This window comes from Rhodococcus sp. SMB37 (assembly GCF_004345605.1).
In the GTDB taxonomy this organism is placed as follows: domain Bacteria; phylum Actinomycetota; class Actinomycetes; order Mycobacteriales; family Mycobacteriaceae; genus Rhodococcus.
In genome coordinates this window covers 103,371-127,492 of record NZ_SLVY01000002.1, presented here as the reverse complement: position 1 = coordinate 127,492, position 24,122 = coordinate 103,371, and the positions used below count along the sequence as shown (strand labels likewise).

The 24,122-nt window shown below is 65.2% G+C and carries 19 protein-coding genes; 14 read left to right on the top strand and 5 right to left on the bottom strand.

Translation table 11 applies throughout. The features are described from left to right. Positions 1 to 23 precede the first annotated feature (23 nt). Positions 24 to 2,126 carry an NAD-dependent DNA ligase LigA gene (ligA, locus tag EV641_RS03915; protein WP_132470863.1) on the top strand — a complete coding sequence of 701 codons (2,103 nt, stop codon included), beginning with the start codon at positions 24 to 26 and terminating at the stop codon, positions 2,124 to 2,126. Positions 2,127 to 2,138: 12 nt separating this feature from the next. Here ligA and EV641_RS03910 read toward each other — a convergent pair whose 3' ends face one another. Beyond that, complete coding sequence (locus EV641_RS03910) at positions 2,139 to 2,780, bottom strand: hypothetical protein (RefSeq protein ID WP_054713287.1); 642 nt, start codon at positions 2,778 to 2,780, stop codon at positions 2,139 to 2,141. Positions 2,781 to 2,966: 186 nt separating this feature from the next. Here EV641_RS03910 and EV641_RS03905 point away from each other — a divergent pair, with 186 nt between their 5' ends. From EV641_RS03905 to EV641_RS03885, 5 genes are all read left to right on the top strand, one after another. Beyond that, a complete protein-coding gene (locus EV641_RS03905) occupies positions 2,967 to 4,247 on the top strand; it encodes an amidohydrolase family protein (protein ID WP_132470862.1) in 1,281 nt (426 codons plus the stop codon). A 61-nt stretch (positions 4,248 to 4,308) separates the two neighbouring features. Continuing rightward, on the top strand, positions 4,309 to 5,091 hold the full coding sequence (locus tag EV641_RS03900; RefSeq protein ID WP_347238212.1) for a hypothetical protein: 783 nt from the start codon (positions 4,309 to 4,311) through the stop codon (positions 5,089 to 5,091). Positions 5,092 to 5,094: 3 nt separating this feature from the next. Further along, on the top strand, positions 5,095 to 7,080 hold the full coding sequence (locus EV641_RS03895) for a YhgE/Pip domain-containing protein (protein WP_132470861.1): 1,986 nt from the start codon (positions 5,095 to 5,097) through the stop codon (positions 7,078 to 7,080). 88 nt (positions 7,081 to 7,168) lie between these two features. After that, the gene (locus EV641_RS03890; RefSeq protein WP_132470860.1) at positions 7,169 to 8,551 is read left to right on the top strand and encodes a glutamate decarboxylase; all 1,383 of its coding nucleotides are present in this window, start codon (positions 7,169 to 7,171) and stop codon (positions 8,549 to 8,551) included. A 239-nt stretch (positions 8,552 to 8,790) separates the two neighbouring features. Further along, positions 8,791 to 10,995 carry a LuxR C-terminal-related transcriptional regulator gene (locus EV641_RS03885; protein WP_241996857.1) on the top strand — a complete coding sequence of 735 codons (2,205 nt, stop codon included), beginning with the start codon at positions 8,791 to 8,793 and terminating at the stop codon, positions 10,993 to 10,995. A 74-nt stretch (positions 10,996 to 11,069) separates the two neighbouring features. Here EV641_RS03885 and EV641_RS03880 read toward each other — a convergent pair whose 3' ends face one another. Then, positions 11,070 to 11,720 carry an amino acid-binding protein gene (locus tag EV641_RS03880; protein ID WP_054713284.1) on the bottom strand — a complete coding sequence of 217 codons (651 nt, stop codon included), beginning with the start codon at positions 11,718 to 11,720 and terminating at the stop codon, positions 11,070 to 11,072. A gap of 347 nt (positions 11,721 to 12,067) precedes the next feature. On the opposite strand from EV641_RS03880, the gene gatC reads away from it, so the two are divergent. Both gatC and gatA read left to right on the top strand, forming a co-directional pair. Beyond that, positions 12,068 to 12,367, top strand: a complete 300-nt coding sequence (gatC, locus tag EV641_RS03875; protein ID WP_054713283.1) for an Asp-tRNA(Asn)/Glu-tRNA(Gln) amidotransferase subunit GatC — start codon at positions 12,068 to 12,070, stop codon at positions 12,365 to 12,367. Next, complete coding sequence (gene gatA, locus EV641_RS03870) at positions 12,364 to 13,839, top strand: Asp-tRNA(Asn)/Glu-tRNA(Gln) amidotransferase subunit GatA (RefSeq protein ID WP_132470858.1); 1,476 nt, start codon at positions 12,364 to 12,366, stop codon at positions 13,837 to 13,839. Before gatC ends, gatA begins: the two co-directional genes overlap by 4 nt. A 38-nt stretch (positions 13,840 to 13,877) precedes the next feature. Here gatA and EV641_RS03865 read toward each other — a convergent pair whose 3' ends face one another. Further along, positions 13,878 to 15,278 carry an alpha/beta-hydrolase family protein gene (locus tag EV641_RS03865; protein WP_132470857.1) on the bottom strand — a complete coding sequence of 467 codons (1,401 nt, stop codon included), beginning with the start codon at positions 15,276 to 15,278 and terminating at the stop codon, positions 13,878 to 13,880. Further along, the gene (locus tag EV641_RS03860; protein ID WP_241996817.1) at positions 15,275 to 15,892 is read right to left on the bottom strand and encodes a hypothetical protein; all 618 of its coding nucleotides are present in this window, start codon (positions 15,890 to 15,892) and stop codon (positions 15,275 to 15,277) included. Before EV641_RS03860 ends, EV641_RS03865 begins: the two co-directional genes overlap by 4 nt. Positions 15,893 to 16,044: 152 nt before the next feature. Here EV641_RS03860 and EV641_RS03855 point away from each other — a divergent pair, with 152 nt between their 5' ends. The 5 genes from EV641_RS03855 to EV641_RS03835 all read left to right on the top strand — a co-directional run bounded on the left by EV641_RS03855 (position 16,045) and on the right by EV641_RS03835 (position 22,105). Beyond that, positions 16,045 to 17,232, top strand: coding sequence for a histidine kinase (locus EV641_RS03855; protein ID WP_132471089.1), 1,188 nt, complete (start codon positions 16,045 to 16,047; stop codon positions 17,230 to 17,232). A 191-nt stretch (positions 17,233 to 17,423) separates the two neighbouring features. Next, positions 17,424 to 18,119: a response regulator transcription factor gene (locus EV641_RS03850; RefSeq protein ID WP_277874475.1), complete on the top strand. Its 696-nt coding sequence runs from the start codon at positions 17,424 to 17,426 to the stop codon at positions 18,117 to 18,119. A gap of 160 nt (positions 18,120 to 18,279) precedes the next feature. Further along, positions 18,280 to 19,311: a 6-phosphofructokinase gene (locus EV641_RS03845; protein ID WP_132470856.1), complete on the top strand. Its 1,032-nt coding sequence runs from the start codon at positions 18,280 to 18,282 to the stop codon at positions 19,309 to 19,311. A gap of 27 nt (positions 19,312 to 19,338) precedes the next feature. Continuing rightward, positions 19,339 to 20,850 carry an Asp-tRNA(Asn)/Glu-tRNA(Gln) amidotransferase subunit GatB gene (gene gatB, locus EV641_RS03840; protein ID WP_132470855.1) on the top strand — a complete coding sequence of 504 codons (1,512 nt, stop codon included), beginning with the start codon at positions 19,339 to 19,341 and terminating at the stop codon, positions 20,848 to 20,850. Between the two features lie 25 nt (positions 20,851 to 20,875). Further along, a complete protein-coding gene (locus tag EV641_RS03835; RefSeq protein WP_054810316.1) occupies positions 20,876 to 22,105 on the top strand; it encodes a cation:proton antiporter in 1,230 nt (409 codons plus the stop codon). Here the strand turns inward: EV641_RS03835 and EV641_RS03830 are convergent. Further along, entirely contained in the window at positions 22,072 to 23,217 is a 1,146-nt protein-coding gene (locus EV641_RS03830; protein ID WP_132470854.1) for a PQQ-dependent sugar dehydrogenase, read from the bottom strand. The genes EV641_RS03835 and EV641_RS03830 overlap by 34 nt on opposite strands. 76 nt (positions 23,218 to 23,293) lie before the next feature. Between EV641_RS03830 and EV641_RS03825 the strand changes: the two genes are divergently transcribed. Then, positions 23,294 to 24,058 (top strand): DoxX family protein, encoded by a 765-nt coding sequence (locus tag EV641_RS03825; RefSeq protein ID WP_054718856.1) that lies wholly within the window; start codon positions 23,294 to 23,296, stop codon positions 24,056 to 24,058. Positions 24,059 to 24,122 lie beyond the last annotated feature (64 nt).

The following is a 24,122-nucleotide window of genomic DNA, read 5'->3' as shown; positions in this document are numbered from 1 at the left end:
CCCCTCGACTACGCTTGCAAGCTGTGAGTGAACCGACGGACGTGGCCCCCACAGCTCCAGCAGAAGTGCGCGAGCGCTGGCAGCAGCTCGCGGAGGAAGTGCGCGAACACCAGTTCCGCTATTACGTGCGCGACGCCCCGATCATCTCCGATGGCGCGTTCGATCAGTTGCTCGGACAGCTCAACGCGCTCGAAGACGAGTACTCGGACCTTCGCACTCCCGATTCGCCCACACAGCTCGTCGGTGGCGGTTTCGCCACCGATTTCACGGCTGTCGATCACCTCGAACGGATGCTCAGCCTCGACAACGTCTTCGACGAAGGCGAACTGCGCGCCTGGCTCGCTCGCGTCGAATCCGAGGCCGGATCGGATCTGCACTACCTGTGCGAGGTGAAGATCGACGGCGTCGCATTGAACCTCGTCTACGAGGACGGACGGCTCGTGCGCGCGGCCACGCGCGGCGACGGCCGCACCGGCGAACTGGTCACGCTCAATGCGATGACCATCGACTCTGTTCCGGAACGGCTCACTGCCACAGACGAATACCCGATTCCTTCGGTCCTCGAAGTCCGCGGGGAGGTGTTCTTCCGGCTCGAAGATTTCCAGACACTCAACGCAAGTCTCGTCGCCGACGGTAAGGCGCCGTTCGCCAATCCTCGGAACTCGGCGGCGGGGTCGCTGCGTCAGAAGAATCCCGCAGTGACGGCGAAGCGCCGGCTCGGAATGATCTGTCATGGTTTCGGGCGGATCGAAGGCTTCCGGCCCGAGTCCCAGTCCGATGCCTACGACGCGCTCGCGGCGTGGGGGCTCCCGGTCTCGCCTCACACCATGCGGGTCACCGGCGCCGACGCGGTGATCGAACGGATGAAGTACTGGGGCGAGCACCGCCACGACATCGAGCACGAGATCGACGGACTCGTCGTGAAGATCGACGAGATGGCCCTGCACCGCCGATTCGGCGCGACCTCGCGTGCCCCGCGCTGGGCGATCGCGTACAAGTACCCGCCCGAAGAAGTGACGACGAAGCTCCTCGACATTCGGGTCAGCGTCGGGCGTACCGGTCGCGTGACTCCGTTCGCCTACATGGAACCGGTCTCTGTCGCTGGGTCCACGGTGTCGCTCGCGACTCTGCACAACGCGTCCGAAGTGCAACGCAAGGGTGTGCTCATCGGCGATACCGTTGTGCTTCGCAAGGCCGGAGATGTGATCCCGGAAGTGCTCGGACCGGTGGTCGATCTGCGCGACGGCAGCGAACACGCATTCGTGATGCCCACCGAGTGTCCCGAATGCGCGACACCGCTCGCGCCGGCAAAGGAGGGCGACGTCGATCTACGCTGCCCGAACCAGCAGTACTGCCCGGCCCAACTACGTGAGCGGGTGTTCCATGTGGCGGGGCGCGGCGCATTCGACATCGAAGCCCTCGGCTACGAGGCGGCGACGGCACTGCTCGAATCCGAGGCGATCGGCGACGAAGGCGATCTGTTCTCTCTCACTGCAGAAGATCTGATGCGCACATCGATCTTCAAGACCACCAAGGGCGTGCTGTCGAAGAACGGTGAGCGGTTGCTGCAGAACCTCGAGAAGGCGAAGGAGAAGCCGCTCTGGCGCGTCCTGGTGGCTCTGTCGATCCGGCACGTCGGCCCCACAGCAGCACGCGCCCTGGCCACGGAGTTCGGCAGCCTCGACCGTATCCGGTCGGCGTCACTCGACGAGCTTGCTGCGGTCGAAGGTGTCGGGGGCACGATCGCGACCGCGGTCGTCGAATGGTTCACCGTCGACTGGCACGTCGCGATCGTCGACAAGTGGGCCGCGGCGGGTGTGAGTATGGAGGACGAGCGCGACGAATCCATCCAGCGCACCCTCGAAGGCATGTCCATCGTGGTGACCGGCACCCTGGCCGGGCTTTCTCGCGACGAAGCGAAGGAAGCGATCCTCGCCCGCGGCGGGAAGGCCGCGGGATCGGTGTCGAAGAAGACTGCCTTCGTGGTGGTCGGCGACAATCCGGGGTCCAAGGCCGACAAAGCCTCCGACCTGGGCATCCCGATTCTCGATGAGGACGCGTTCCGCGTCGTCCTCGAGCAGGGACCGGAGGCGGTGCTCGGCTCGTCGGAGGAATCCGAAACCTGACGCTGCGCGGTGTCAAGGTGCCGATGAGGGTGCCGGTGCAGATGTGTGGGCTCTGCCCAGGAAGACTGCAGATGCCAGAAGGAAGCACAGCGCGCCGACGAATGTTCCGAAGTTCGCGAGACTCGGATCCAGGGTGTTGCCGTTTCCGAGGACGAACGAGCCGACGGCCGATACACCGAAAGCGATCGACCCGAGCATATTGAGCCACACGCTCTGCCAGTTCTTCGACCGTGGTTCCCAGTACGACTTCGAGCGCCACAGGATCAGCACCGCGAGTGCGCTGGAGACGAGGAAGCACAGCGACCCCTCGAGGTTCGGGTTCCACACCAGGTGCATCTCGCCCTTGACAGTGTGTGCGTGCAGCGCCGCGCCGGTACTCACATTGAACAGCAGGGTGCCGAGAAACTGGATGATCGCCGAGAGCCACTCGGCGCGAATCCCGACGCCCTGCTCGTCCGAAACGGTCGCGTTGCCGCTCAATATCAACTGTACGAACGCAGCGCCGGTGAAGAACCACGAGCCGACGAAGAACGAGGTATTTGCACCCGCGGTACCGAGCAGGTGCGCAACGCCAGGGGCCGAACCGAGTGCGAAGAGGAAAGCTCCGACAACGAATCCCCACGACTGCATGCGCAGAGTTGGACGGATCAGCATGGCGGCAGTGTAGAACACGGCAGAGCGCGATGCATGGAATACGTTGGCGTGCATTCCAGGTCGAAAATCCCAGTTCGGGTGCACTTATCCGCCACCGTCGGCTGAGGGTGAAGTGGGAGGGTGAATTCTCTCGGTGGACGGTTCGATCGCGCGCGCGCCGGGAGTATCCGGATTAACGTCCGGCTCATGACGGCAACCCCGGAAACCGGTAAGCGCCTGTTGTTCCGCAATGTTCGCGTGTTCGACGGCCACTCCGGTGACCTGCTCGGCGGCGACGTACTGATCGACGGCGACAGAATTACGGCAGTGTCGGAGTCGCCGATCGGCGACGAACCGGGCCGCGAAACCCTCGTCGTCGACGGTGGTAATCGAGTGCTGATGCCAGGGATGAGTGATGCCCACGTGCACCTCGTCGGGAATGCCAATTCCTACGTCGACATGGTGATGGGTTCCGAATCGCATATCGCGCTGAACGGGCTCGCCGAGGCGAAGAACATGCTGCACCGAGGTTTTACCGCAGTGCGAGACATGGCGGGAGACACCGGCAGCATCAAGTCGGTGATCGACCGGGGGCTCTTCGAAGGCCCTCGCATCTACCCTTCTCAGGCGGCCCTCTCGCAGACCAGCGGTCACGGTGACTTCGGTTTCGTCTACCAATGCCCGACCGCGTTCGGAGGCGACCAGAGCCGTGCCGAACAGATCGGCTTCATGCGGGTCGCCGACGGGGAGGATCAGGTTCTCGCGGGCGTGCGAGAGCAACTGAAGAAGGGCGCCTCGCAGATCAAACTGATGGTGGGTGGTGGCGCAGCATCGATGTACGACCCGCTGTACACCGTGCAGTTCATCGACAAGGAACTCAGAGCTGCGGTGAATGCGGCGGCAGACTACGGCACGTACGTCGCGACCCATGTCTACAATGTCACCGGCATCCGACGGGCACTTGCTGCTGGGGTGAGGTCCATCGAGCACGGCCACCTCGCAGACGAGGAGACCATCGCACTGATCGCCGAGAAGGAAGTATGGCTGTCCATGCAGCCCTTCGCGCTCGGTGATCATCACTATCCCGATCCCGATCGTGCAGAGAAGGACCGCGAGATCTGCACGGGTGTGGACCACGTCTACGAATGGGCGAAGAAGCACGGCGTCAAGACCGCGTGGGGTACCGATCTGTTGCTCGAGCCGCAGATCGCGCCGCGGCAGAGTGAGATGGCGGCTCGCCTCGGAGACCATTACACGAACCTCGAGTCGCTGAAGATGTTGACCTCGGGCAACGCCGAACTGTTCCGACTGGCCGGCGAGCGAGATCCATACCGCCAGGCGGAGTTCGGGATTGTCCGGAAGGGTGCGTGGGCCGACGTCCTGCTCGTCGACGGGAATCCACTCGACGACTTGAACCTGCTCGCAGATCCGGGAAAGAACCTGTCGGTCATCGTCAAGAACGGTCAGGTGGTCAAGAACCAACTCTGACCGAGGGTGCCTTCGGGGGCCGCAGCGACTCGATGATCGACGCGAAAGTGTGGAATGTGTAGTGGCCGATGCATATCTCGATGAATACGGATCCGAGGATTACGGGCGTGCCGATGACCCTGCCATCGACGAATCCGCGTGGGCGGAAATCCCGGGCAGCCTCGTCTCGGCCCGGGGGATCGAGCTTCACGGCCCGTGGGGGCGGGTGTTCGGTCCTCTCGACCTGGATATCGACGTCGGTGGGGTGACCGTGGTATCGGGGCAGGCCGGCGCGGCGCGCACCGCGCTGCTGATGGCAATGTGCGGGCGGATGCGGCTCACCCGAGGTTCGCTCACCGTCCTCGGATTCGAGAACGAGCCGAGGAAGGTGTTCGACCGATCGGCGATTGCATGTATGGACGAACTCGATGCCGTGCAACCCTCGGTGACCGTCCGAGACCTCGTCACCGAGCAGAAGCGCTGGGATTCGCCGTGGTACAAATTCGTTCCACGCGTCGACGATGCCGGTGTGGCCGACATGTGCGCCGAGGTCTTCGGTGATGTCCCGCTTCCCGGCCTCAATGCATTCATCGACGATCTGCCGGAGATTCAGCAACTGCTCCTGCGGATCGCGGTCGCCAACACGCGAAGGCCCCCGCTTCTGGTGGTGGGGCGCGTCGACAAGATCGCCGACGATGTGGAACGCGGGGTCTTGGTGGAACGACTGGTCGCACTCGGAGAACGACAATCGGTGATCACGGCCGACGTGAATCCGGTGAAGCCGGGGGCCGGAATACGGGCGACAGTCGATCTTCACGGACTGCTCGGTCCCGGCGACATCGGCGTCATGACAGAGGGGAGGTGACCGATGCTGGCAGGAGTCTCTCTCGGCAGCGATTCGAAACGATACTTCCGCGGCACCATGCCGCGCATCGCGATCGCCACCATCATCCTCATGCCGCTGCTGTACGGCGCCATGTATCTGTGGGCCTTCTGGAACCCGTTCGGTGCGGTCGACAAGATCCCCGCCGCGATCGTCAACAACGACACCGGGATGTCTTCGACCGGTGAACAGGTGGATGCCGGCGACCAGGTCGTCAAATCGCTCATCGCGTCCGGACAGCTGGACCTGGACGAAGTATCGGAGAGCGAGGCGGTCGACGGTCTCGCACACGGAAAGTACTACTACACGATCACGATTCCCTCGAACTTCACCGCGGCCGTGGAGTCACCCAACGGTGACAATCCCGAGAAAGCGAATCTGACCTTCACTTTCAACGACGCGAACAACTATCTGGCCACGATCATCGGGCAGGACGCGTCCGAGCAGGTCATCAGCCAGGTCAACTCGACGATCGGCGCCCAGGGGGTCGGCCAGGTCCTCACCGGCCTGGAGTCGGCGGGTTCGGGTCTGAAGCAGGCAGCCGACGGTGCCGGCACTTTGGCCGGCGGCGTCGACACCGCGGCGAGCGGTGCAGACCAGCTCAGCTCGGGTGCCACCGAGCTGGCAGACAACATGGTCACCGCGCGCGACGGATCCGCTCAGCTGGCCGCGGGGACCGATGAGCTGGCCACCAAGATCGATGGTGTCACCGAGCCGTTGCTCAACGCACTCGACAGCGGTGAATTGGCGGGTGTCGCGACTCGGGCCTCGCAGATTCGAGCGGACCTCGTCGAGCTGGAGAACCGGATACCCGAGCCCGCGCAGGCCTCTGCCGGTGCAGCGGTGCAACAGGTGATCGATATTCTCGGACAGAGTCCCGACCCGATCGTCCAGCAGGCGATCGCCGCGTTGACTCCGTTCACTCCGCAGGAGGTGGTCTCCGATACGGAGGCATTGCGTGCAGAGATCGTCCGGTTGCAAGGCGACGCTCGTACACTCGAGTACGAGCTGAACGATCCGAGCAGCCCGCTGCAGAGTGGCCTTGCGATGTTGCAGGGTGGCGGACTGGCAGCCGACATCCGCGAGTTGCAGAGCGGTGTGAACGAATTGAACTCCGGCGCAGCTACACTGCATTCGGGTCTGATCGAATTGACCGACGGCAGTGTCCAATTGTCGGACGGTGCCGGGCAACTCTCATCCGGCATGGTGGAACTGCAGTCCGGTTCGCATGAACTGGCGGATGCGCTTTCCCAGGGAGCACAGCAGGTGCCGAGCTGGACCGATCAGCAGCGCACTGCAACAGCCGACACGCTGTCGACGCCGGTAGCGCTGCAGCAGGACACCACCAACGAGGCATCGACGTTCGGTACCGGTTTCGCCCCGTTCTTCCTGTCGTTGGCCCTGTTCGTCGGCGGTATCATCACGTGGATGCTGCTCACTCCGTTGCAGTCGAGGCCGACGGTCGGCGGCCTCGGGCTGTATCGGACGGTCCTCGCGTCGTATTGGCCGGCATTGCTCGTAGGCGTTCTCCAAGTGATCGTCATGTATACGGTCGTGCATTTCGGTGTGGGCCTCGACGTCAAACACGTGGCCGGAACGATCCTCTTCCTGATGCTGGTCTCAGCGACGTATCTGGCGATGATCCAGGCATTCAACGCGGTGTTCGGTGTCGCAGTCGGACGCGTCGTCACTCTCGCGTTCCTGATGCTGCAGTTGGTGTCGGCGGGCGGAATCTACCCTGTTCCCACCACAGCGAAGCCGTTCCAGTACATCCACCCGTTCGATCCGATGACCTACACGGTGAACGGTCTCCGGCAGCTCACCGTGGCCGATCAGATCGATTCGCGCTTGTGGATAGCGATCGCGGTCCTCGGGGGCATTCTGCTCGCGTCGTTGTCCGCGAGTGCACTCTCGGTCCGGCGCAATCGCCGTTACACCATGGAAAGGCTCTACCCGCCGATCGAGGTGTGACCGGAACGACCGGATCGGACGAGATCCAGTTTTCACAGTTGTCATCGAATCGGACGAGTGTTCGATGCGTCATGAATCGGAGGAAGAGATGTCAGACCATATTGCCGCTCCCGCAGAGACGCTCGCGCCCGCGTATACCGGCAGGCTCGGAACCGATCCGATACCTGCGTTGCGGCTGCCGGAATCCGAAACCGAACCCGAAGCGGCATATCGGTTCATCCACGACGAGTTGATGCTCGACGGAAGTTCGCGCCTGAACCTGGCGACCTTCGTGACCACGTGGATGGATCCACAGGCCGACCGCCTGATGGCGGAGACCTTCGACAAGAACATGATCGACAAGGACGAGTACCCGGCGACCGCGGAGATCGAGACCCGGTGCGTCAACATGGTTGCCGCACTCTTCCACGCCGAGGGTCTGTCCCCGACGGATCCGGCAACTGCGACCGGTGTATCGACGGTGGGATCCTCCGAAGCAGTGATGCTCGCGGGGCTCGCACTGAAATGGCGGTGGCGGCAGGCTCGTGACGCCGCGGGAAAGGACTCGACCAAGCCGAACCTGATCATGGGCAGCAATGTCCAGGTGGTGTGGGAGAAGTTCTGCCGCTATTTCGATGTCGAGCCGAAGTACCTGCCGATGGAACCAGGCCGATATGTGATTACTCCGGAGCAGGTCCGCGAGGCCGTCGACGAGAACACCATCGGTGTGGTGGCGATTCTCGGAACGACGTTCACCGGAGAACTCGAACCCGTCCAGGCCATTGCCGATGTTCTGGACCAGGTCGCTGCGAACGGGGGTCCGGACGTCCCGTTGCACGTGGATGCGGCGAGCGGTGGATTCGTCGTGCCCTTCCTGCATCCTGAGTTGAAGTGGGACTTCCAGATCCCTCGCGTAGTCTCGATCAATGTCAGTGGCCACAAATACGGCATGACATATCCGGGTATCGGGTTCGTGGTCTGGCGCTCGAAGGAATGCCTTCCCGAGGACCTCGTGTTCCGCGTCAACTACCTCGGAGGTGACATGCCGACCTTCACTCTGAACTTCTCCCGTTCCGGAAATCAGGTGGTCGGCCAGTACTACAATTTCATCAGGCTGGGTGCAGCCGGGTATCGGCAGATCATGGAGTCGTTGCGCGACACCGCACTGATGCTGTCCCAGCAGATTGCCAAGATCGACAATATGGAGATCATCACGGATGGATCTGCGATTCCGGTGTTGTCGTTCGAGGTAGTCGACGATCCGGGTTTCACCGTATTCGACATCTCGCATGAACTGCGCGCCCGCGGCTTTCAGGTCCCGGCGTACACGATGCCGGCGGATGCCGAGAATGTCGCCGTGCTGAGGATCGTGCTGCGTGAAGGTTTCAGTCGCGACCTCGCATACAAGCTGGCAGAGGCGATCGAGGACGTGGTCGAGCGTCTGCGCGAGGGTGTGGGTAGAGGACATACAGCACGAGGATTCGCGCACTGAGTCGACGGGCCCGGGTAGAAGGAGGCGGGGAGTCGACGGAGGCGAGGAATCCGGTGATGTCCGTAGCGCTGCGGAATTCTCGGGGCGCTGATAAAGTCACGGAAGTCGGATTATCTCGGTCCAGCGCCTGAATTGTTCTGCTGGACCGTTGATCTGTGGCGATGTCGGGCGCCCAGTATCGGGGAGGGCAACGATCGGTGCCGAAAACACTGCCATTGTTTCGTGACCGCTTGTTTTCGATGCTGTCGAGTTCCGCGCGTGTGGTCATCGTGCACGGCAGTCGGTTCTCGGGAAAGACCACTCTGGTCCGTACCTGGCTCATGACCGATCCGGTCCCGGATCGTCTTCCTGTCTTCGTTCCGTCGCCCTCACGTGGTGTCACGAGCAACGAGTACTGGGGTCGGGTGTTGTCTTCGGTGTGCGCATACACCGGCACGCCGCCGCCGAACAGTGGCAGTGACAATTTCGATACTCTGTATTCGATGCTGATGGCGCAACATTGTGCATCAGTTCTCGTGCTGGACGGCATCGATGAGGTGGATTCGGTGGTGGCGTGCATCGAGCGACTTCTCGATTGCGGTGCGGTGTCACAGATCATCGTGACCACCAGGACTGCACGCTCGTGGCCCCGACTCGTCGATTCCTGTCCGAATGGGATGGTGATCTCCTCGGACGCGCTTGCATTCACCGAGGAAGAACTACTGAAATTCTTGCGGGTGTCAGGGGTTCCGCACGGGATGCGAGTATCCCGGTGGATCACACAGCGGATCGAGGGGCAGGCGGCACTGTCCTCGAGCGTCTGCCAGGCGCTGATGGACAGTGGCCTCGAGTTCTCGGAGGCTTCGCCCCGGCTTGCCCGTCTCGTCGACACCGCGGTCGACATGCTCGTGTCGAACGCGGTGTCGAGCGATCCCGTTCTGGAGCCGATGTTGCGGTCGATTCTGAAGTACGCCGAGGCCGCGACCCTTCCGGTAACGCCCGAATCCGTCGGTTTCCTCGACATCCTGGAGTCGGCGGGGATGGTGGAGTCGGAGTGCTCCAACGGCGGGTCGTCGCGCAAGTTCCCGGGTGCCGTCCGTGCATCCCTGGTGCGCTCATCGGTGGTCCTGCACCGTAGTGGAGTCATGGCTGCGTCGACTCCGAACCGGTCGGAGATCCTCGACACTCCGGCCGTACGCGCATTCGAGGCGCCTGTAGCTTTCACGGAGGAACATACGGCAGCGATCACGCGCGCGGTGACGCTGCGCAGGGGTGGGCATTGTGTGGAGGCGGCCGCGATCTGCGACACGGTTGCCTCCGGAACCTCACCTGTGTTCGAGGAGTCGGACGATGCCGCGAGGCGCTCCGCCGCGTGCTCCTATCTCCAGATGGGGATCACCTATCTTCTCGCTGATCGTCCGGACGATTCGACGCTCATGCTTCGGCGAGCTCGGGATGCCGGGGCGGGAATGTCCGTCGAGCGAGTTGCGGCCGGCACGCTGGCCCTCATTCATGCAGTGCGCGGCGCAACGATCGATGCTCAGCGCTGGATCGAAACCGAGCGGCAGCATCTGGAGTACCCGGAGCCGGTCGGGGCCCAGGCGAAAACACCAGGCCTGGTTGCTTCCGCCCTTGTTGCTCTGGACCGACTCGCGCCCGACGAGGCGTTCGGCATGCTCGTCGAATTCGGTACCCCCCAAGAGGACGAAGAGTTTTGGGCCTTCGCGTTGTATGCGAGTGGGCAGTACGCGTTGCTTGCAGGCCTGTACGCGGATGGACTCCAGTACGTGGAATCCGAGCTGCAGTCGTTCGCGCGGTTGTCCACCGGTATCTCCGGGCAACTCCTGCTCGCCGTCCGGGCCGATCTCAATCTGGCTCTCGGGCGCGCCGATGTGGCAGCCGGGTTGGTGGGGCGGTCGGCCGATCCGCACACCGCTGCCGTTCGTGCTCGGATCTGTTTGCTCACAGGAGATTTCGTCGGTGCCGAAACGATCGTCCATCAATACGGAGAGGACCCGCACTGTCCGCTCCGGGTGTCCATGGAGCTGTTCGTGATCGGTGCCGCTGCGGCCTGCGCACGGGGACGTCGGAGCGAAGCGCGCCGTCACATCGCTGATGCCGCCACGCGGTCCCGTCGGACCGGGGCGCTTCGACCGTTCACCGGTCTGCCTCCGTCGATGATCAAGGAGGTCGCGGGGCTCGGCATCGAATTGCCCGTCGACCTGAAACAGATGGCAGCCGAGTTCGCCACTTTCCGCCCGTCTCGTCAGATAGTGCGACTGACACCACGTGAGCGGGAAGTGCTCGATGCGCTTCTGTCCGGTGGCAGTATCGGAACGATCGCCGAGTCCCAATTCGTCAGTCTCAACACTGTGAAAACGCAATTGCGTTCGCTGTACCGCAAGCTGGGGGTGAACTCGCGCAGAGACGCCGTCGCGGTGGCGCGTCGCGTGGTTCTCGTCTGAGGTTGCAAAGCCGACGCGATCACCTGACGTGGCAGTGCCCCCTGACTCGATCGCATTCCATCGGTCAGGGCCCGTCAGCCGAGCACCGTGCCGATGATTCCCGCGAGATAGCCCATTCGTGCAACCTCGGACGGCCGGAACTCCGGACCACCCGGCCTACCCAGCATCAGCACACGGTCCGGCCTACCCAGTGGTGCCGCAGCAAGCATGGTGTCCATGTCTCGCCACAGTTGGGGCACCCAGCCGGCTTCGTGGTCGAGCAGCGTCGGCTTCTCGAGGGGCATCCACGGAGTGTCGGCCGGCCGGGTTTCCGGGGCGCCGGGACTTCCGGCGATTCGATACGGGCCCTGTGGTCCGATCCCGATGACGGTCGCCCAGCTCACACGCAGGACCCGGGGAGCGCCGTCCACGAGGACCTGGAGGCGGTCATCGCGCGCTGCCGACACCTGATCGATGAGTTCGAGTTCGCGATGGGTGTCGAGAATGCCCGCGTAGGGACGGATCGAGTCGACCGTGACGCCGTCGAGTGCTTCGGCTGCCGTGATCAGGGTGTCGGGGAGTTTGCCCGGTTCGACATCGACGACGAGGTCGTCGATTGCAAAGCCGGCTCCTCGATCGACAACGTCGAGCGACAGGATGTCCGCGCCGACCGAGCCCAGAGCCAACGCGAGCGCGCCGAGGCTACCGGGACGGTCGGGAAGCTGGACACGCAGCAGGTACGACACGTGCGTCCTTTCCCACATTCCTCGCCGACGCGTGAACACCCGCCGGCCCAGGGGTGCAGGTCGCGTCCACTACAGCAGCAATCAGAACCCCCGGCGTCGTCCATCTTTTCACCCTCGCGGCGTGCATAGGGACGCTCGGCCGGGGAATCGTGACGTGACGGAGGAAAACACCCGGTCATCGGTGGCGTCTTCACACGAACGCAACAAGGGTTTCTCGCGTACGCAACGCAGCGGGCACCTACGGGTACCGGCCGAACCGAGTACACGGCCGTGAACGTGGGGCATTACCCTGGACAGGACGTTCGAACGCCAGATGATCCATCACCACTGGAAAGGGGCCACCTACGGTGCCTGCCATTTCCCGTGACGAGGTTGCGCACCTCGCCCGGTTGTCCCGCCTTGCGCTGACCGATGCGGAACTCGACGAGTTCTCCGGCCAGCTCGATTCCATCCTCAGCCATGTCAAGGCGGTGTCCGAGGTGGCCGCGGACGACGTGGCACCCATGGCGAACCCGAACGCCGTCACCAACGTCACCCGCTCCGACGTCGTGTTGCCCGGACTCACTCCGGACGAGGCGCTCTCCGGTGCGCCCGCCGTCGAGGAAGGTCGCTTCGCCGTTCCGCAGATCCTGGGAGAGGGCGAATGAGCACCGATCTCACCAAACTCGACGCCGCGACGCTCGCGTCCCGCATCCACGCCGGCGAGGTCTCCTCTGTGGAGGTCACGAAGGCGCATCTCGACCGGATCGCAGAGGTCGACGGTGACTACAATGCGTTCCTGCACGTCGGATCCGAGCAGGCACTCGCCGCCGCGGCCGACGTCGATCGTGCGGTTGCCGCCGGTGAGAAGCCGACGTCGGCTCTCGCGGGCGTTCCGCTCGCACTCAAGGACGTGTTCACCACCACCGACATGCCCACCACCTGCGGGTCGAAAATCCTGGAGGGCTGGGTGTCGCCGTACGACGCGACACTCACCACGAAGCTTCGCCAGGCGGGCATCCCGATTCTCGGCAAGACCAACATGGACGAGTTCGCGATGGGTTCGTCCACCGAGAACTCCGCGTACGGGCCCACCCGTAACCCGTGGGACACCACCCGAATTCCCGGTGGATCGGGCGGCGGTTCCGCTGCGGCTCTCGCGTCGTACCAGGCACCGCTTGCGATCGGCACCGACACGGGTGGTTCGATCCGTCAGCCCGCGGCCGTGACCGCGACGGTCGGTACGAAGCCCACGTACGGAACGGTCTCCCGGTTCGGTCTCGTGGCGTGCGCATCGTCGCTCGATCAGGGAGGCCCCTGCGGGCGCACCGTGCTCGACACCGCGCTCCTGCACGAGGTGATTGCCGGTCACGACCCCCGGGACAGTACCTCCGTCGTCGCCGCGGTCCGGCCCGTGGTCGACGCCGCACGACAGGGTGCGGCGGGTGATCTGAAGGGCGTGAAGGTGGGTGTCGTCAAGGAGTTGCACTCCGACAGCTATCAGCCCGGCGTGATCTCGTCGTTCGATGCGGCCGTGGAGACCCTCACGAAACTCGGTGCCGAGGTCGTCGAGGTGTCGTGCCCGAACTTCGAATATGCACTCGCGTCGTACTACCTGATCCTGCCGTCGGAGGTGTCGTCCAACCTCGCTCGCTTCGACGCGATGCGGTACGGCATGCGCGTCGACGACGGTTCGATGAGCGCCGAGCAGGTCATGGCCGCGACCCGCGCTGCCGGGTTCGGCAAGGAAGTCAAGCGCCGCATCATGATCGGCACCTACGCACTGTCGTCGGGCTACTACGACGCCTACTACGGCCAGGCGCTCAAGGTGCGTTCGCTCATCGCGCGGGATTTCGACAAGGCCTACGAACAGGTCGACGTCCTGATCTCGCCCACCAGCCCGTTCACCCCGTGGAAGCTCGGTGAGAAGGTCGACGATCCGCTCGCGATGTACCTGTCCGACCTGTGCACGCTACCCACGAACCTCGCGGGGCACTGCGCGATGTCGGTGCCGTCGGGCCTGTCGGCCGACGACGGCCTTCCCGTCGGGCTGCAGATCATGGCTCCGGCACTGGCCGATGAGCGGCTCTACCGTGTGGGCGCTGCATTCGAGGCTGCGCGCGGACCGATCCTCGCCTGACGCCTGATTCACCGACCGGCGGTGCCGTGGGCAAATGCCTACGACACCGCCGGTTCGCACTGCGCCTGCTCGGGCCCATACCGGTGCCCATGCCCCGCGGCCGAGTCGAGTGAGGTGAACAGATCGACGGTGGTCTGCAGGAACCCGACCACCGGCAGCCACGTCGGTACGGGCGCGTCCTGCACCGCACGCGACAGATCCGGCGGCGACCACAACAGCGACGGCTGCCACCACACGACGGGGTCCGACGTGTTCGCCAGCACCGTCGCCCCGTCGGTGCGCACCGATCCGGCCGGCGGACCCGCCCACAGTGCGTCGCACAGGCCCGGTTGGATGTCGTCGAACGCGGCGCTGCCACCGATCGAACCGAGGCTCTGTCCGTATACGTGCAGGTCGGGTCGCTGATCGGGCGGCATCGTTGCGATGTGTTCGCGCACGGCCGAGACAAGCGCCCGAGCGGACCGGGAGGCTGCGTCGCGGTCGAAGACGAACGTGACCCAGCTCGGTGTGTCCGAGTACTGCTGTGCCGCGATGGCGACGTCGTCGCCCCAGCGGTCCTCGAATCCCTGCACAGCATTGGCATCGACCCACCCCGACCCGGTGGGAACCGCAACGACAAGGTGGTCCCGTTCGAACCCGCCGGTGCGTTCGAGTTCACGGACCGCGAGGTCCGCGCGCGACTGATCGTCCGGGGCTGCAGCCAACCCGACGTAGACCCGCACGGGTGATCCCGAGGATTCGATCGATACGAATCGTCGCCCTTGCGTGCCGAGATTGTTCCAGTTCACCAGTGAGATGGGGGAGCCGGACATCCCGGGGTCGAGCGTGGCTACCGGAGTGGAGGCAGATGCCGTATCCGGCGACGGAGAGACAACCGAGGTGATTCCCCACGCGAGAAGGATCGCTGCCGCCGCCAGCGCCGCGACCGAGCGCGCACGACCGGCCATTCGGATCAGGGCACGGATGCCTGTGGCGCCTCCCACGAGAATCGTTGCCGTCACGACGGATCCGGCGAGGACTTCGAGCCAGTAGTGCAATCCGATCGGTGCCACCTCCATCGCGGCACGAAGTGTGTTCTGCCAGTGATGCGCCCACGTCGCACTCGCCGCGACCATCGCAGTCGCGACTGCTGCTGCGAGCCAGCGGGCCTCCGCCTCGCGTGGACCGTGCTGCGCTCGAACCCGCTGGGGTACAAGGCGTCGACCCAGCGCAGTGACGGCCAGTGCGACTGCGATGAGGACCCCTGAGAGAACCCCTTGGATCAGGGATGCTCTCGGTAGCAGCGACGGTGCGAGCGAGACGGCAACCGCGATCGCCACGGTCGCCGTCGAGCCGAATCGTGGGCCGAAGGTCTTGCGGGGGAGGAGGATACGAGAGTGTCGGGTATTCTCGTCGGGGTCATCCGACGTCGGTGCGGGGTCGACCAGGTGGATCGTCATCGGTTCGTTCTCCTCAGGAAAGTGCTGCCCGCGACCACTGCAGCGCCGGCTGCGGCCAGATACGGCATCGGCGATTCGGATTCAGGCAGGCGGTAACCCTGGCGCCACGAGTTGATCTGCACCGCCGCGGACGCGATTCCCGCCATCACGTCGCACCGGGGTTCCGTGCCGGCATCAGTCATGCACGCGGTATTGAGGTTTCGTTGCAGGTGCGCATCGAGGTCGCGCCGGGCCTGTGGCCCGAGCTCGCCTCCGGTGTCCCGTGCATACCGGAGCAGGTCGTACCCCAGATCGTGCATACGGCACGCGGGCTCGAATGCCGAGGGGAGAGAGACAGGTGACGAGCAGTCGCCGTCCGGGTCGGTGAGTACTCCCTCGGCCGTGGTGCCCGGTTCGATCAATGGTTGGTACCCCATCACCGCGGCGAAGCCGTCCGGGAACGCCGCGAGCGCGCCGGCGGTATCATCGGCGACCAATGCGGTGACGGTGGCCGCAACTGCCGGGTCTTCGGCCGTTGCGGTACTCGCAGGAGACGCGGCGCCGACGCAGAGGGCAGCTCCGGCGCCCAGTAGTACGGCGGCCGCCACGCGGCGTGTTGCGGGTCGGTTGATCATGGTTCAGACGGTATGAACGGCAGCTACTCCGCGGGATCACGCGCCGGGGTGGTTCCGCGGGGGCGCTCTCGCACCGGGGAGTTGCAGCGAACTCACTCTCAGGTATGAGGACAGTCGAGACGCGGACTCCTAGCGTGGAGAGCGTGAAAACGATGATGCGCACCGGAGCTACGTCCGCGGTGACGACCTCGACGAAATTGGGGCGGGGCCGGTGGCCGACGGTCATCGCGGTGGTCGTGACGCTGATTCTGTATTCGGTCGCGTGGCCGACGCTGCAGGTCACACACGACGTGTCGGCACCACTGATGCCCCTCGTCGCCGGATTCGCGGTCTTCCCGTTCGTGTTGGTGTTCAGCCGCCCTGCGCTGGGCTGGGCAGTCACCGCGCTCGCTGCGCTGGTGATCCCATTGGCCTTCGACCGGGTCGGGGACTACACCTATCCCTGGCAGGTCGTGCACATCATCGTGCTTCTCTCGCTCGTCCTGGCCGTGTCCATTCTGGAAGAGATCCGCGTCGTGCTGGTGGTGTGGATCGCGACGGTGTTGCTGTTCTTCGTGTACATGCCGGGGGACGACGGGTGGGGCTGGATGGTCGGGCTCACCGCCCTCGTCGTGTTCGGTCTGCTGGTGCGCTGGCTGGTGATCTCGCGACGGCAATTGGCCCACGAGGAGGAGATCAGTGAACTCGAGCGCGCCCGTCGCGCCGTACTCGAGGAGAAGGCACGCATCGCTCGGGACCTCCACGACATCGTCGCCCACCACATGTCGATGGTCGTCGTGCAGGCGCAGAGCGCCCCCTACCGGCTGACCGACGTCTCCGACGAGGTACGTGCCGAGTTCGACTCCCTCGGCGCGACCGCCCGCGAAGCGCTCAACGAGGTACGCAGCCTGCTCGGTGTACTGCGCAGTGACGGATACACCCCGGAGAACGAACCGCAGCCCGGCGTCGAGCGAATCGGCGAACTGCTTGCCGCGTCGCAACGTGCCGGTGTGCGGCTGAACACCGAGATCACCGGTGAGCCGGTGGGCGTCAGCGACAGTGTGGGCCTGGCGGTGTACCGGATCCTGCAGGAATCGCTGACCAACAGTGCTAGGCATGCTCCGGGTGCAGCGGTCGACGTCCGCATCCGATGGAGCCCCGGCACAGTGGAGATGGCGGTGACCAACGGTCCGCGTACGGAGGCTGTGTCGGCGGTGGTGCCGTCGGATCGGAACGGGGGCAGTGGCATCAGGGGTATGGGGGAGCGCGCCGCAACGGTCGGTGGCCGGCTCGTTGCGCATCCGCGACCCGACGGTGGATTCGAGGTGCACGCGGTTCTGCCGACGGTCGTCGCCGTATGACCTGTCCGCCGTCGTACCCGAACCGCTGCGGGAGCGGCGGCTTCGACATCCACGCGCGCGACGCGAGGTGTAGGAGTTCCTGCCCGTCGACGCCGATACCGGGTGAGTGCGAGAGCCGGTCGGCTCCCACTTCCCACATTCGCTGGGCCCGCAACAAGATCGACTCGCGGCCGCGGTACTAGGCTGTGGCCGTGACCGAGCCGACCTCCCTCAGCCCAGCGTCCGCACCCACCACGGTGTTCATCGCCGACGACCAGGCCATGGTGCGGCAGGGCTTCGGTGCGCTGCTCGCGGCACAGCACGACATCAGTGTCGTCGGCGATGCGCCCGACGGGCGTATCGCGGTCACGGAAGTCGCACGGCTGCGCCCCGACGTCGTGCTGATGGACGTGCGGATGCCCGAGATGAACGGTCTCGACGCGGCGCGTCAGATCCTCGCGGACACGCGAGAGCCGAAGACCCGGGTGCTCATGCTCACGACCTTCGACCTCGACGAGTATGTCTACGAAGCGCTGGGCATGGGTGCGAGCGGGTTCATGCTCAAGGACGCACCGGCCGACGAACTCGTCCGCGCCGTCCGCGTTGTCGCGGAGGGACAGGCATTGCTCGCGCCGACGGTCACCCGCAGGTTGATCGCCGACGTCACCAGTCGGCGTGCGCCTGCGCGTGGTCGCGCCCGTGCGCTCGACGTGCTGACCCCGCGCGAACTCGAGGTTCTCGAACTCATCGCTCACGGCCTGTCGAATCAGGAGATCGCCGCGAAACTCTTCGTCGCCGAGCAGACGGTGAAGACACACGTCGGAAAGGTGCTCGGCAAACTGCACCTCCGCGACCGGGCACAGGCCGTGGTCCTCGCATACGAGTCCGGCGTCGTCACCCCGGGCTGAACCTTCCCGCGCGGTCGTCAGCTTCCCACATCAGCAACTGCTGTCGCGGGAAGCCGGCAGGGTCGCGGGAACTGTGGTGATGTCCGATCGACATGCCGTCGGTGCCCTTAGCGGGCAGGATGTCGATACGGTACGAAGGCGCTCCAGCGGAAGGTTGCGGATGACGAGGATCGGCATTCTCACCAGCGGCGGCGATTGCCCCGGACTCAATGCGGTGATCCGCGGGGCGGTCCTCAAGGGAACCGAGGTGCACGCCCAAGAGTTCGTCGGATTTCTCGACGGCTGGCGAGGAATGGTCGACGGTGACGTGATCCCCTTGGATCGCAGCCGGGTTCGGGGCCTCGCCCAGCAGGGCGGCACCATCTTGGGTACGAGCCGATTCGGCCCGTATCAGGGGCCCAACGGGGGAGCACAGAACATCCAGTCCACACTCGACCGGCTCGGGATCGACGCCGTCGTCGCGATCGGTGGTGAGGGGACGGCCTCCGCATCGAAACGTCTGTTCGAGGAAGGCATCAGGATCGTCGGCGTCCCCAAGACCATCGACAACGACCTCAGCCGGACCGACTACACATTCGGCTTCGACACGGCCGTCGAGATCGCCACGGTCGCGATCGACCGTCTCCGCACCACCGGCAATTCCCACAAGCGCTGCATGGTGCTCGAAGTGATGGGACGGCACGCCGGATGGATCGCACTGCACTCGGGGACTGCAGGGGGAGCACACGCCATCCTCATCCCCGAACAACCCGAGAGCCTCGAGCAGATCTGCGAATGGGTCACCAGCGTGCGCGACCGAGGTCGCGCACCGATGGTCGTGGTCGCCGAAGGCTTCACCCTGCCCGAGATGACGGAGGCCCATTCCACGAAAGGCCTCGACGGATTCGACCGGCCCCGCCTGGGGGGTATCGCCGAGGTTCTTGCACCGCTCATCGAAGAGCTCACCGGGATCGAGACACGTGCGACGGTGCTCGGGCACATCCAGCGCGGTGGCGTCCCGACCGCGTTCGACCGCGTCCTCGCCACGCGGCTCGGGATGGCCGTCACCGACCTGGTGGCAGACGAGGAATGGGGGCACATGGTTGCCCTGCACGGAACCGACATCGCCCGGGTCGGATTCGACGAGGCGCTGGCCGGTCCCAAGTACGTGCCGGACGAGCGCTACCAGGAGATGCGGGTCATCTTCGGGTGACACCGGTCGCCGTCTAAAATCGTCAGCATGACTGCCTCCGTGTCTGCCGACCTGCTCGCCTACGATGACGTGCTCGCGAAGTTCGAGCCAGTGATGGGCATGGAGGTGCACGTCGAGCTCCACACTGCCACCAAGATGTTCTGCCCGTGCCCGACCGAGTTCGGTGCCGAGCCGAACACTCAGGTCTGTCCGGTCTGCCTCGGCCTTCCGGGCGCCCTGCCGGTGGTCAACCAGCAGGCGGTCGAATCCGCGATCCGCATCGGACTCGCGTTGAACTGCTCGATCACCCCGTGGGGGCGGTTCGCGCGGAAGAACTACTTCTACCCGGACCAGCCGAAGAACTACCAGATCTCGCAGTACGACGAGCCGATCGCCACCGACGGTTACCTCGACGTCGTCCTCGACGACGGCACCACCTGGCGAGTCGACATCGAGCGCGCCCACATGGAAGAGGACACCGGCAAGTCGCTGCACGTCGGCGGCGCGACGGGCCGGATCCACGGTGCCAGCCATTCGCTGCTGGACTACAACCGGGCCGGTGTGCCGCTCGTCGAGATCGTCACCAAGCCGATCACCGGCGCCGGGGAACGTGCTCCCGAGGTGGCTCGCGCCTATGTCACGGCCTTGCGCGATCTGCTGAAGGCACTCGACGTGTCCGACGTCCGGATGGATCAGGGCTCGATGCGCTGCGACGCGAACATCTCCCTCATGCCTATCGGCGCAAGGGAATTCGGCACTCGCACCGAGACGAAGAACGTCAACTCCCTCAAATCGGTCGAGGTCGCTGTCCGGTACGAGATGCGCCGGCAGGCAGCGGTTCTCGTCGGTGGCGGCGAAGTGATCCAGGAGACGCGCCACTTCCAGGAAGCCGACGGCACCACTTCGCCGGGGCGTCGCAAGGAAACCGCCGAAGACTACCGGTACTTCCCGGAACCCGACCTCGAGCCGGTCGCACCCGACGCCGCGTGGGTCGAAGAACTGCGCGCGACGTTGCCCGAGCTGCCGTGGCTGCGCCGCGCTCGTATCCAGGCCGACTGGGGTGTCTCCGACGAGGAGATGCGCGACCTCGTCAACGCCGGCGCCTTGGACCTGGTGATCGCGACCGTCGACGCGGGTGCCCCGGCATCCGAGGCACGCTCGTGGTGGGTCGCCTATCTCTCACAGCAGGCCAACACTCGCGGCGTCGAACTCGTCGAACTGCCCATCACCCCGGCGCAGCTGGCGCAGGTCATCGCGCTGGTCGCCGAGGGCACGCTGACGAACAAGCTCGCGCGCAAGGTCGTCGACTACGTTCTCGAAGGCGAAGGCGAGCCCGCGCAGATCCTCGAGGCGCATCCCGAACTCGTGGTCGTGCGGGACGACAGCAAGCTCCAGGCCGCCGTCGACGAGGCCCTCGCCGCGAACCCCGACATCGCCGACAAGATCCGCTCCGGCAAGGTTGCCGCGGCCGGCAAGATCGTCGGGGACGTCATGAAGGCAACCCGTGGTCAGGCCGACCCCGCCCGCGTCAAGGAACTCGTCATCGCCGCGTGCAGCTGATCCGGTGTCGCTAATGTAGCGATCCATGGACGCTGCCGTCGCCACCTCGCTTCTCTGGATCACGGTGGCGGCGGTCCTCGCACCGCTCATCGCCGGTGCGCTGCCGCGTCGACTCGTACCCGAGGTCGTGCTGCTGCTCGTCGCCGGTGTCCTGATCGGGCCGTACGTACTCGAGATCGCGTCGGTCGACAGCGAGATCGAGATGTTGCGCGAACTCGGGCTGGGACTGCTGTTCCTGCTTGCGGGTTACGAGATCGATCCCAAGGAACTGACAGGGCGCGGCGGACGCCGCGCTCTCGTCACCTGGATCGTGTGCTTCGGTCTCGCAGTCGGAGCGGTGGCTGTGCTGGCCGCACTGGGCGTAGTGCACGCCGGAGTCGCCGTGGCGATCGCGCTCACGTCGACGGCACTGGGCACGCTGCTGCCGATCCTCGCCGACCGCGGTCTCGTCGCGACCGGGTTGGGCCGTTCAGTACTCAACCACGGAGCGGTCGGAGAACTCCTGCCTGTGATCGCGATGGCAGTCCTGTTGGGAACCCGTGGAGCCGTCGGATCCTTGATCGTCCTGGGTCTGTTCGCGGTCGTCGCCGCGGTCGTCGCGCTGCTCCCTCGGTGGTTCATGCGAGAAGGATCACAGTTCCTGCAGTTCGTCCGCAGCACCTCGGACACGACTGCGCAGACACCGGTCCGGCTGGTGATGTTGCTGTTGGTCGGTCTCATCGCGGTCGCGGCAGTATTCGATCTGGATGTCATCCTCGGGGCGTTCGCCGCCGGCTTCATCCTGCGACGGGCAGTGCCGCAAGGCGACGAGCAACTCGAGTCGAAACTGGACGGACTCGCGTACGGGTTCATGATCCCGATCTTCTTCGTCACCTCGGGAATGGCGATCGATGTACACGCTGTTGCGGATGCGCCCGGGGTGTTGGTCGCATTCTTCGTACTGTTGGTCTTGGTGCGCGGTGTACCGGTGTTCGTCGCATCGCGTCTCGACCATGCGCCCGACGGCACCCGGTTCGATACGTCGGAGCAGCTGCAGATCGCGTTGTACTCCACGACCGGCCTGCCGCTGATCGTCGCGGTCACCGGCGTGGCGGTGGCGGCGGGGCACATGTCCAACGCCAGTGCGTCGATCCTGGTCGCGGCGGGAGCGATCACCGTGCTGATCATGCCGACGCTCGCTGGTCTGTTACCCGAGCGTCGGGAAACGGTCGGCGCGGACGGTCAGTCGAATCCGCCACCACCGGCAGGGAACTGAATTCGGATGACTCGGTCGTCGTTGGGACCGGGTTCGTTGCCCGACTTGTTGACCGTCGAAACCCACAGCAGCCCATCGGGTCCGGCGGACGCACCACGCAGCATCCCGTAGCGATCTTCGAGCGTCACCGTCGGTGCAGCTGTCACAGCGCCGGTTCCGGGATCGATCGACAGCACCGCGACCGCCTTCCCGCCCGTGAGCGACACCGCGAGACCATCGGGGGCAGCGGCACAGCCGGCGACTCCGGGCTTATCCGGCCAGGTCCAGGCGGGCCCGGAAGCGACCGCGCCGTCCATGCTCACCCGCTGCAACCGGTCTTCGAGCACGGTGCGGTCGGTGACCCACAGGCTGCCGTTCGGATCACGGCACACGTCGCCGGCTTCACCGAGACCGGACAGCGTCACCGTCGGCGCCGCCGGTGCGCCGGGTGCGGGCAGCGGAAGCGACAGCAGCTTGCCGGACAGTGACGAAGGATTGTCCGCAGCGGCCGGATCCCCCGCATTGCCGGTGAGAACCGCCAGTTCGGTCGGCGAGACGAATTCGAGCGCACCCGAGTTCCCGGTGGCGCCGCGCGGGATCCCGGTCAGCACGTCCTTGGGAACATCGCCGGCCGCGATCCGCACGACCCGATTGTCGGACGGGGTGGTGATGTAGGCGTAGAGCAGACGGTCCTCGTTGTAGGTGGGAGACAGGACGACATCGTGCAGCCCACCGTCACCCGAGCCGTCGACGGGCACTGTCGCCACCTCGACGGGTTCCTCACCGACCGCGACTCTCATGATGCGGCCCGTGCGGCGCTCGGTCACGAGCGCGGAATTCTCGTCGGGAAGGGCGATCAGGCCGCCGGTGGTGTCGAGGCATGTCGCGATCACTGCGGGATCGGGATCGACACACGGACCCGGAGGGACGGGCGGTGTGCTCGGAGTGGTGGTTGTGCTGGGCGATTCCTCAGGGCCGACGCCGCCCGCGTCGAACGACGGTGCGGAGGTGAACGGTGTGGTGGCTGCGTCGTCGAATCGTGCGCACGACGGAACGAGAAGTACCCCGATCGCCACGGCCACCGCGCTCGTACACAACTTCCACGAACCTGCCGACCGCGCGCCCCTCGTCATGCAGCAGACGTTACCGGGACGACGCGCGGCGGCGAGTATGCCGGGTACGGGAGGCCCGGAGACCTACCCTGGAAGAGTGACCGACAAGGAGACCGGCGGCGAGCCGGACACGGGTTCGAGTCCCTACGACGATCCGACGCTGTCGATGCGCCGGGATCGACCTTCGATGCTCGAATCCGACGACGACCTCGGCTTCGACAATTCCACCCTGGATGGCTCCGGCCCTGTGTACGACGGTGCGGCGTATGGCGGTGCGGCCTACGCGGCACCCACCGAGCAGATCTACCGTCCCGATCAATCGGGTACAGCCGTGGAGCCCGCACCGGTCGCCAAAGCCCGCCGCGGGACTCTCGACCTGGGGCTTCTGGTACTTCGGCTCGCTGTCGGTGGAATCCTGATCGTCCACGGGCTGCAAAAGCTGGTGGGTCTGTGGGGCGGTCCGGGCCTGGACGGGTACGAGGAGTTGCTCCGTGAGGCGGGCTACCGGCAACCGGGCATACTTGCGATCGTCGGCGCGGCCGGTGAGCTCGCGGCCGGAGCATTCCTCGTTCTCGGTCTGCTCACGCCGCTCGCCGCGGCCGCGATCGTGGCAATCATGATCAACGCGGTGCTGTTCAAACACGAACTCGAACCAGGTGTCCAGTTCTTTGCGAGCGAGCAGTCGGGATTCGAATTCGAGGTGCTTCTCGCTGCAGCTGCGGTGTCGCTCACGCTCACCGGACCGGGAAGGATTGCCGTGGACGGTCCGCGTAAGTGGGCGACACGGCCGTTCGTCGGGTCGTTCGTCGCACTGTTGCTCGGTGTCGCGGCGGGCGTGTGTCTGTGGATCTTCGGTCGCTGAGACCGACCGGACGAGAACAGGCCGCCGCGATCTGATGATCGCGGCGGCCTGTTCGTCTGCGGAG

What these genes read in the sequence shown, in the direction of transcription:
- gatB (WP_132470855.1), top strand. Translation starts at nt 19,339, where the DNA reads ATGACTGCCTCCGTGTCTGCCGACCTGCTCGCCTACGATGACGTGCTC.
- EV641_RS03830 (WP_132470854.1), bottom strand. Translation starts at nt 23,217, where the DNA reads ATGACGAGGGGCGCGCGGTCGGCAGGTTCGTGGAAGTTGTGTACGAGC.
- EV641_RS03895 (WP_132470861.1), top strand. Translation starts at nt 5,095, where the DNA reads ATGCTGGCAGGAGTCTCTCTCGGCAGCGATTCGAAACGATACTTCCGC.
- EV641_RS03905 (WP_132470862.1), top strand. Translation starts at nt 2,967, where the DNA reads ATGACGGCAACCCCGGAAACCGGTAAGCGCCTGTTGTTCCGCAATGTT.
- EV641_RS03890 (WP_132470860.1), top strand. Translation starts at nt 7,169, where the DNA reads ATGTCAGACCATATTGCCGCTCCCGCAGAGACGCTCGCGCCCGCGTAT.
- EV641_RS03885 (WP_241996857.1), top strand. Translation starts at nt 8,791, where the DNA reads ATGCTGTCGAGTTCCGCGCGTGTGGTCATCGTGCACGGCAGTCGGTTC.
- gatA (WP_132470858.1), top strand. Translation starts at nt 12,364, where the DNA reads ATGAGCACCGATCTCACCAAACTCGACGCCGCGACGCTCGCGTCCCGC.
- EV641_RS03845 (WP_132470856.1), top strand. Translation starts at nt 18,280, where the DNA reads ATGACGAGGATCGGCATTCTCACCAGCGGCGGCGATTGCCCCGGACTC.
- EV641_RS03835 (WP_054810316.1), top strand. Translation starts at nt 20,876, where the DNA reads ATGGACGCTGCCGTCGCCACCTCGCTTCTCTGGATCACGGTGGCGGCG.
- EV641_RS03865 (WP_132470857.1), bottom strand. Translation starts at nt 15,278, where the DNA reads ATGACGATCCACCTGGTCGACCCCGCACCGACGTCGGATGACCCCGAC.
- EV641_RS03860 (WP_241996817.1), bottom strand. Translation starts at nt 15,892, where the DNA reads ATGATCAACCGACCCGCAACACGCCGCGTGGCGGCCGCCGTACTACTG.
- EV641_RS03910 (WP_054713287.1), bottom strand. Translation starts at nt 2,780, where the DNA reads ATGCTGATCCGTCCAACTCTGCGCATGCAGTCGTGGGGATTCGTTGTC.
- EV641_RS03855 (WP_132471089.1), top strand. Translation starts at nt 16,045, where the DNA reads ATGATGCGCACCGGAGCTACGTCCGCGGTGACGACCTCGACGAAATTG.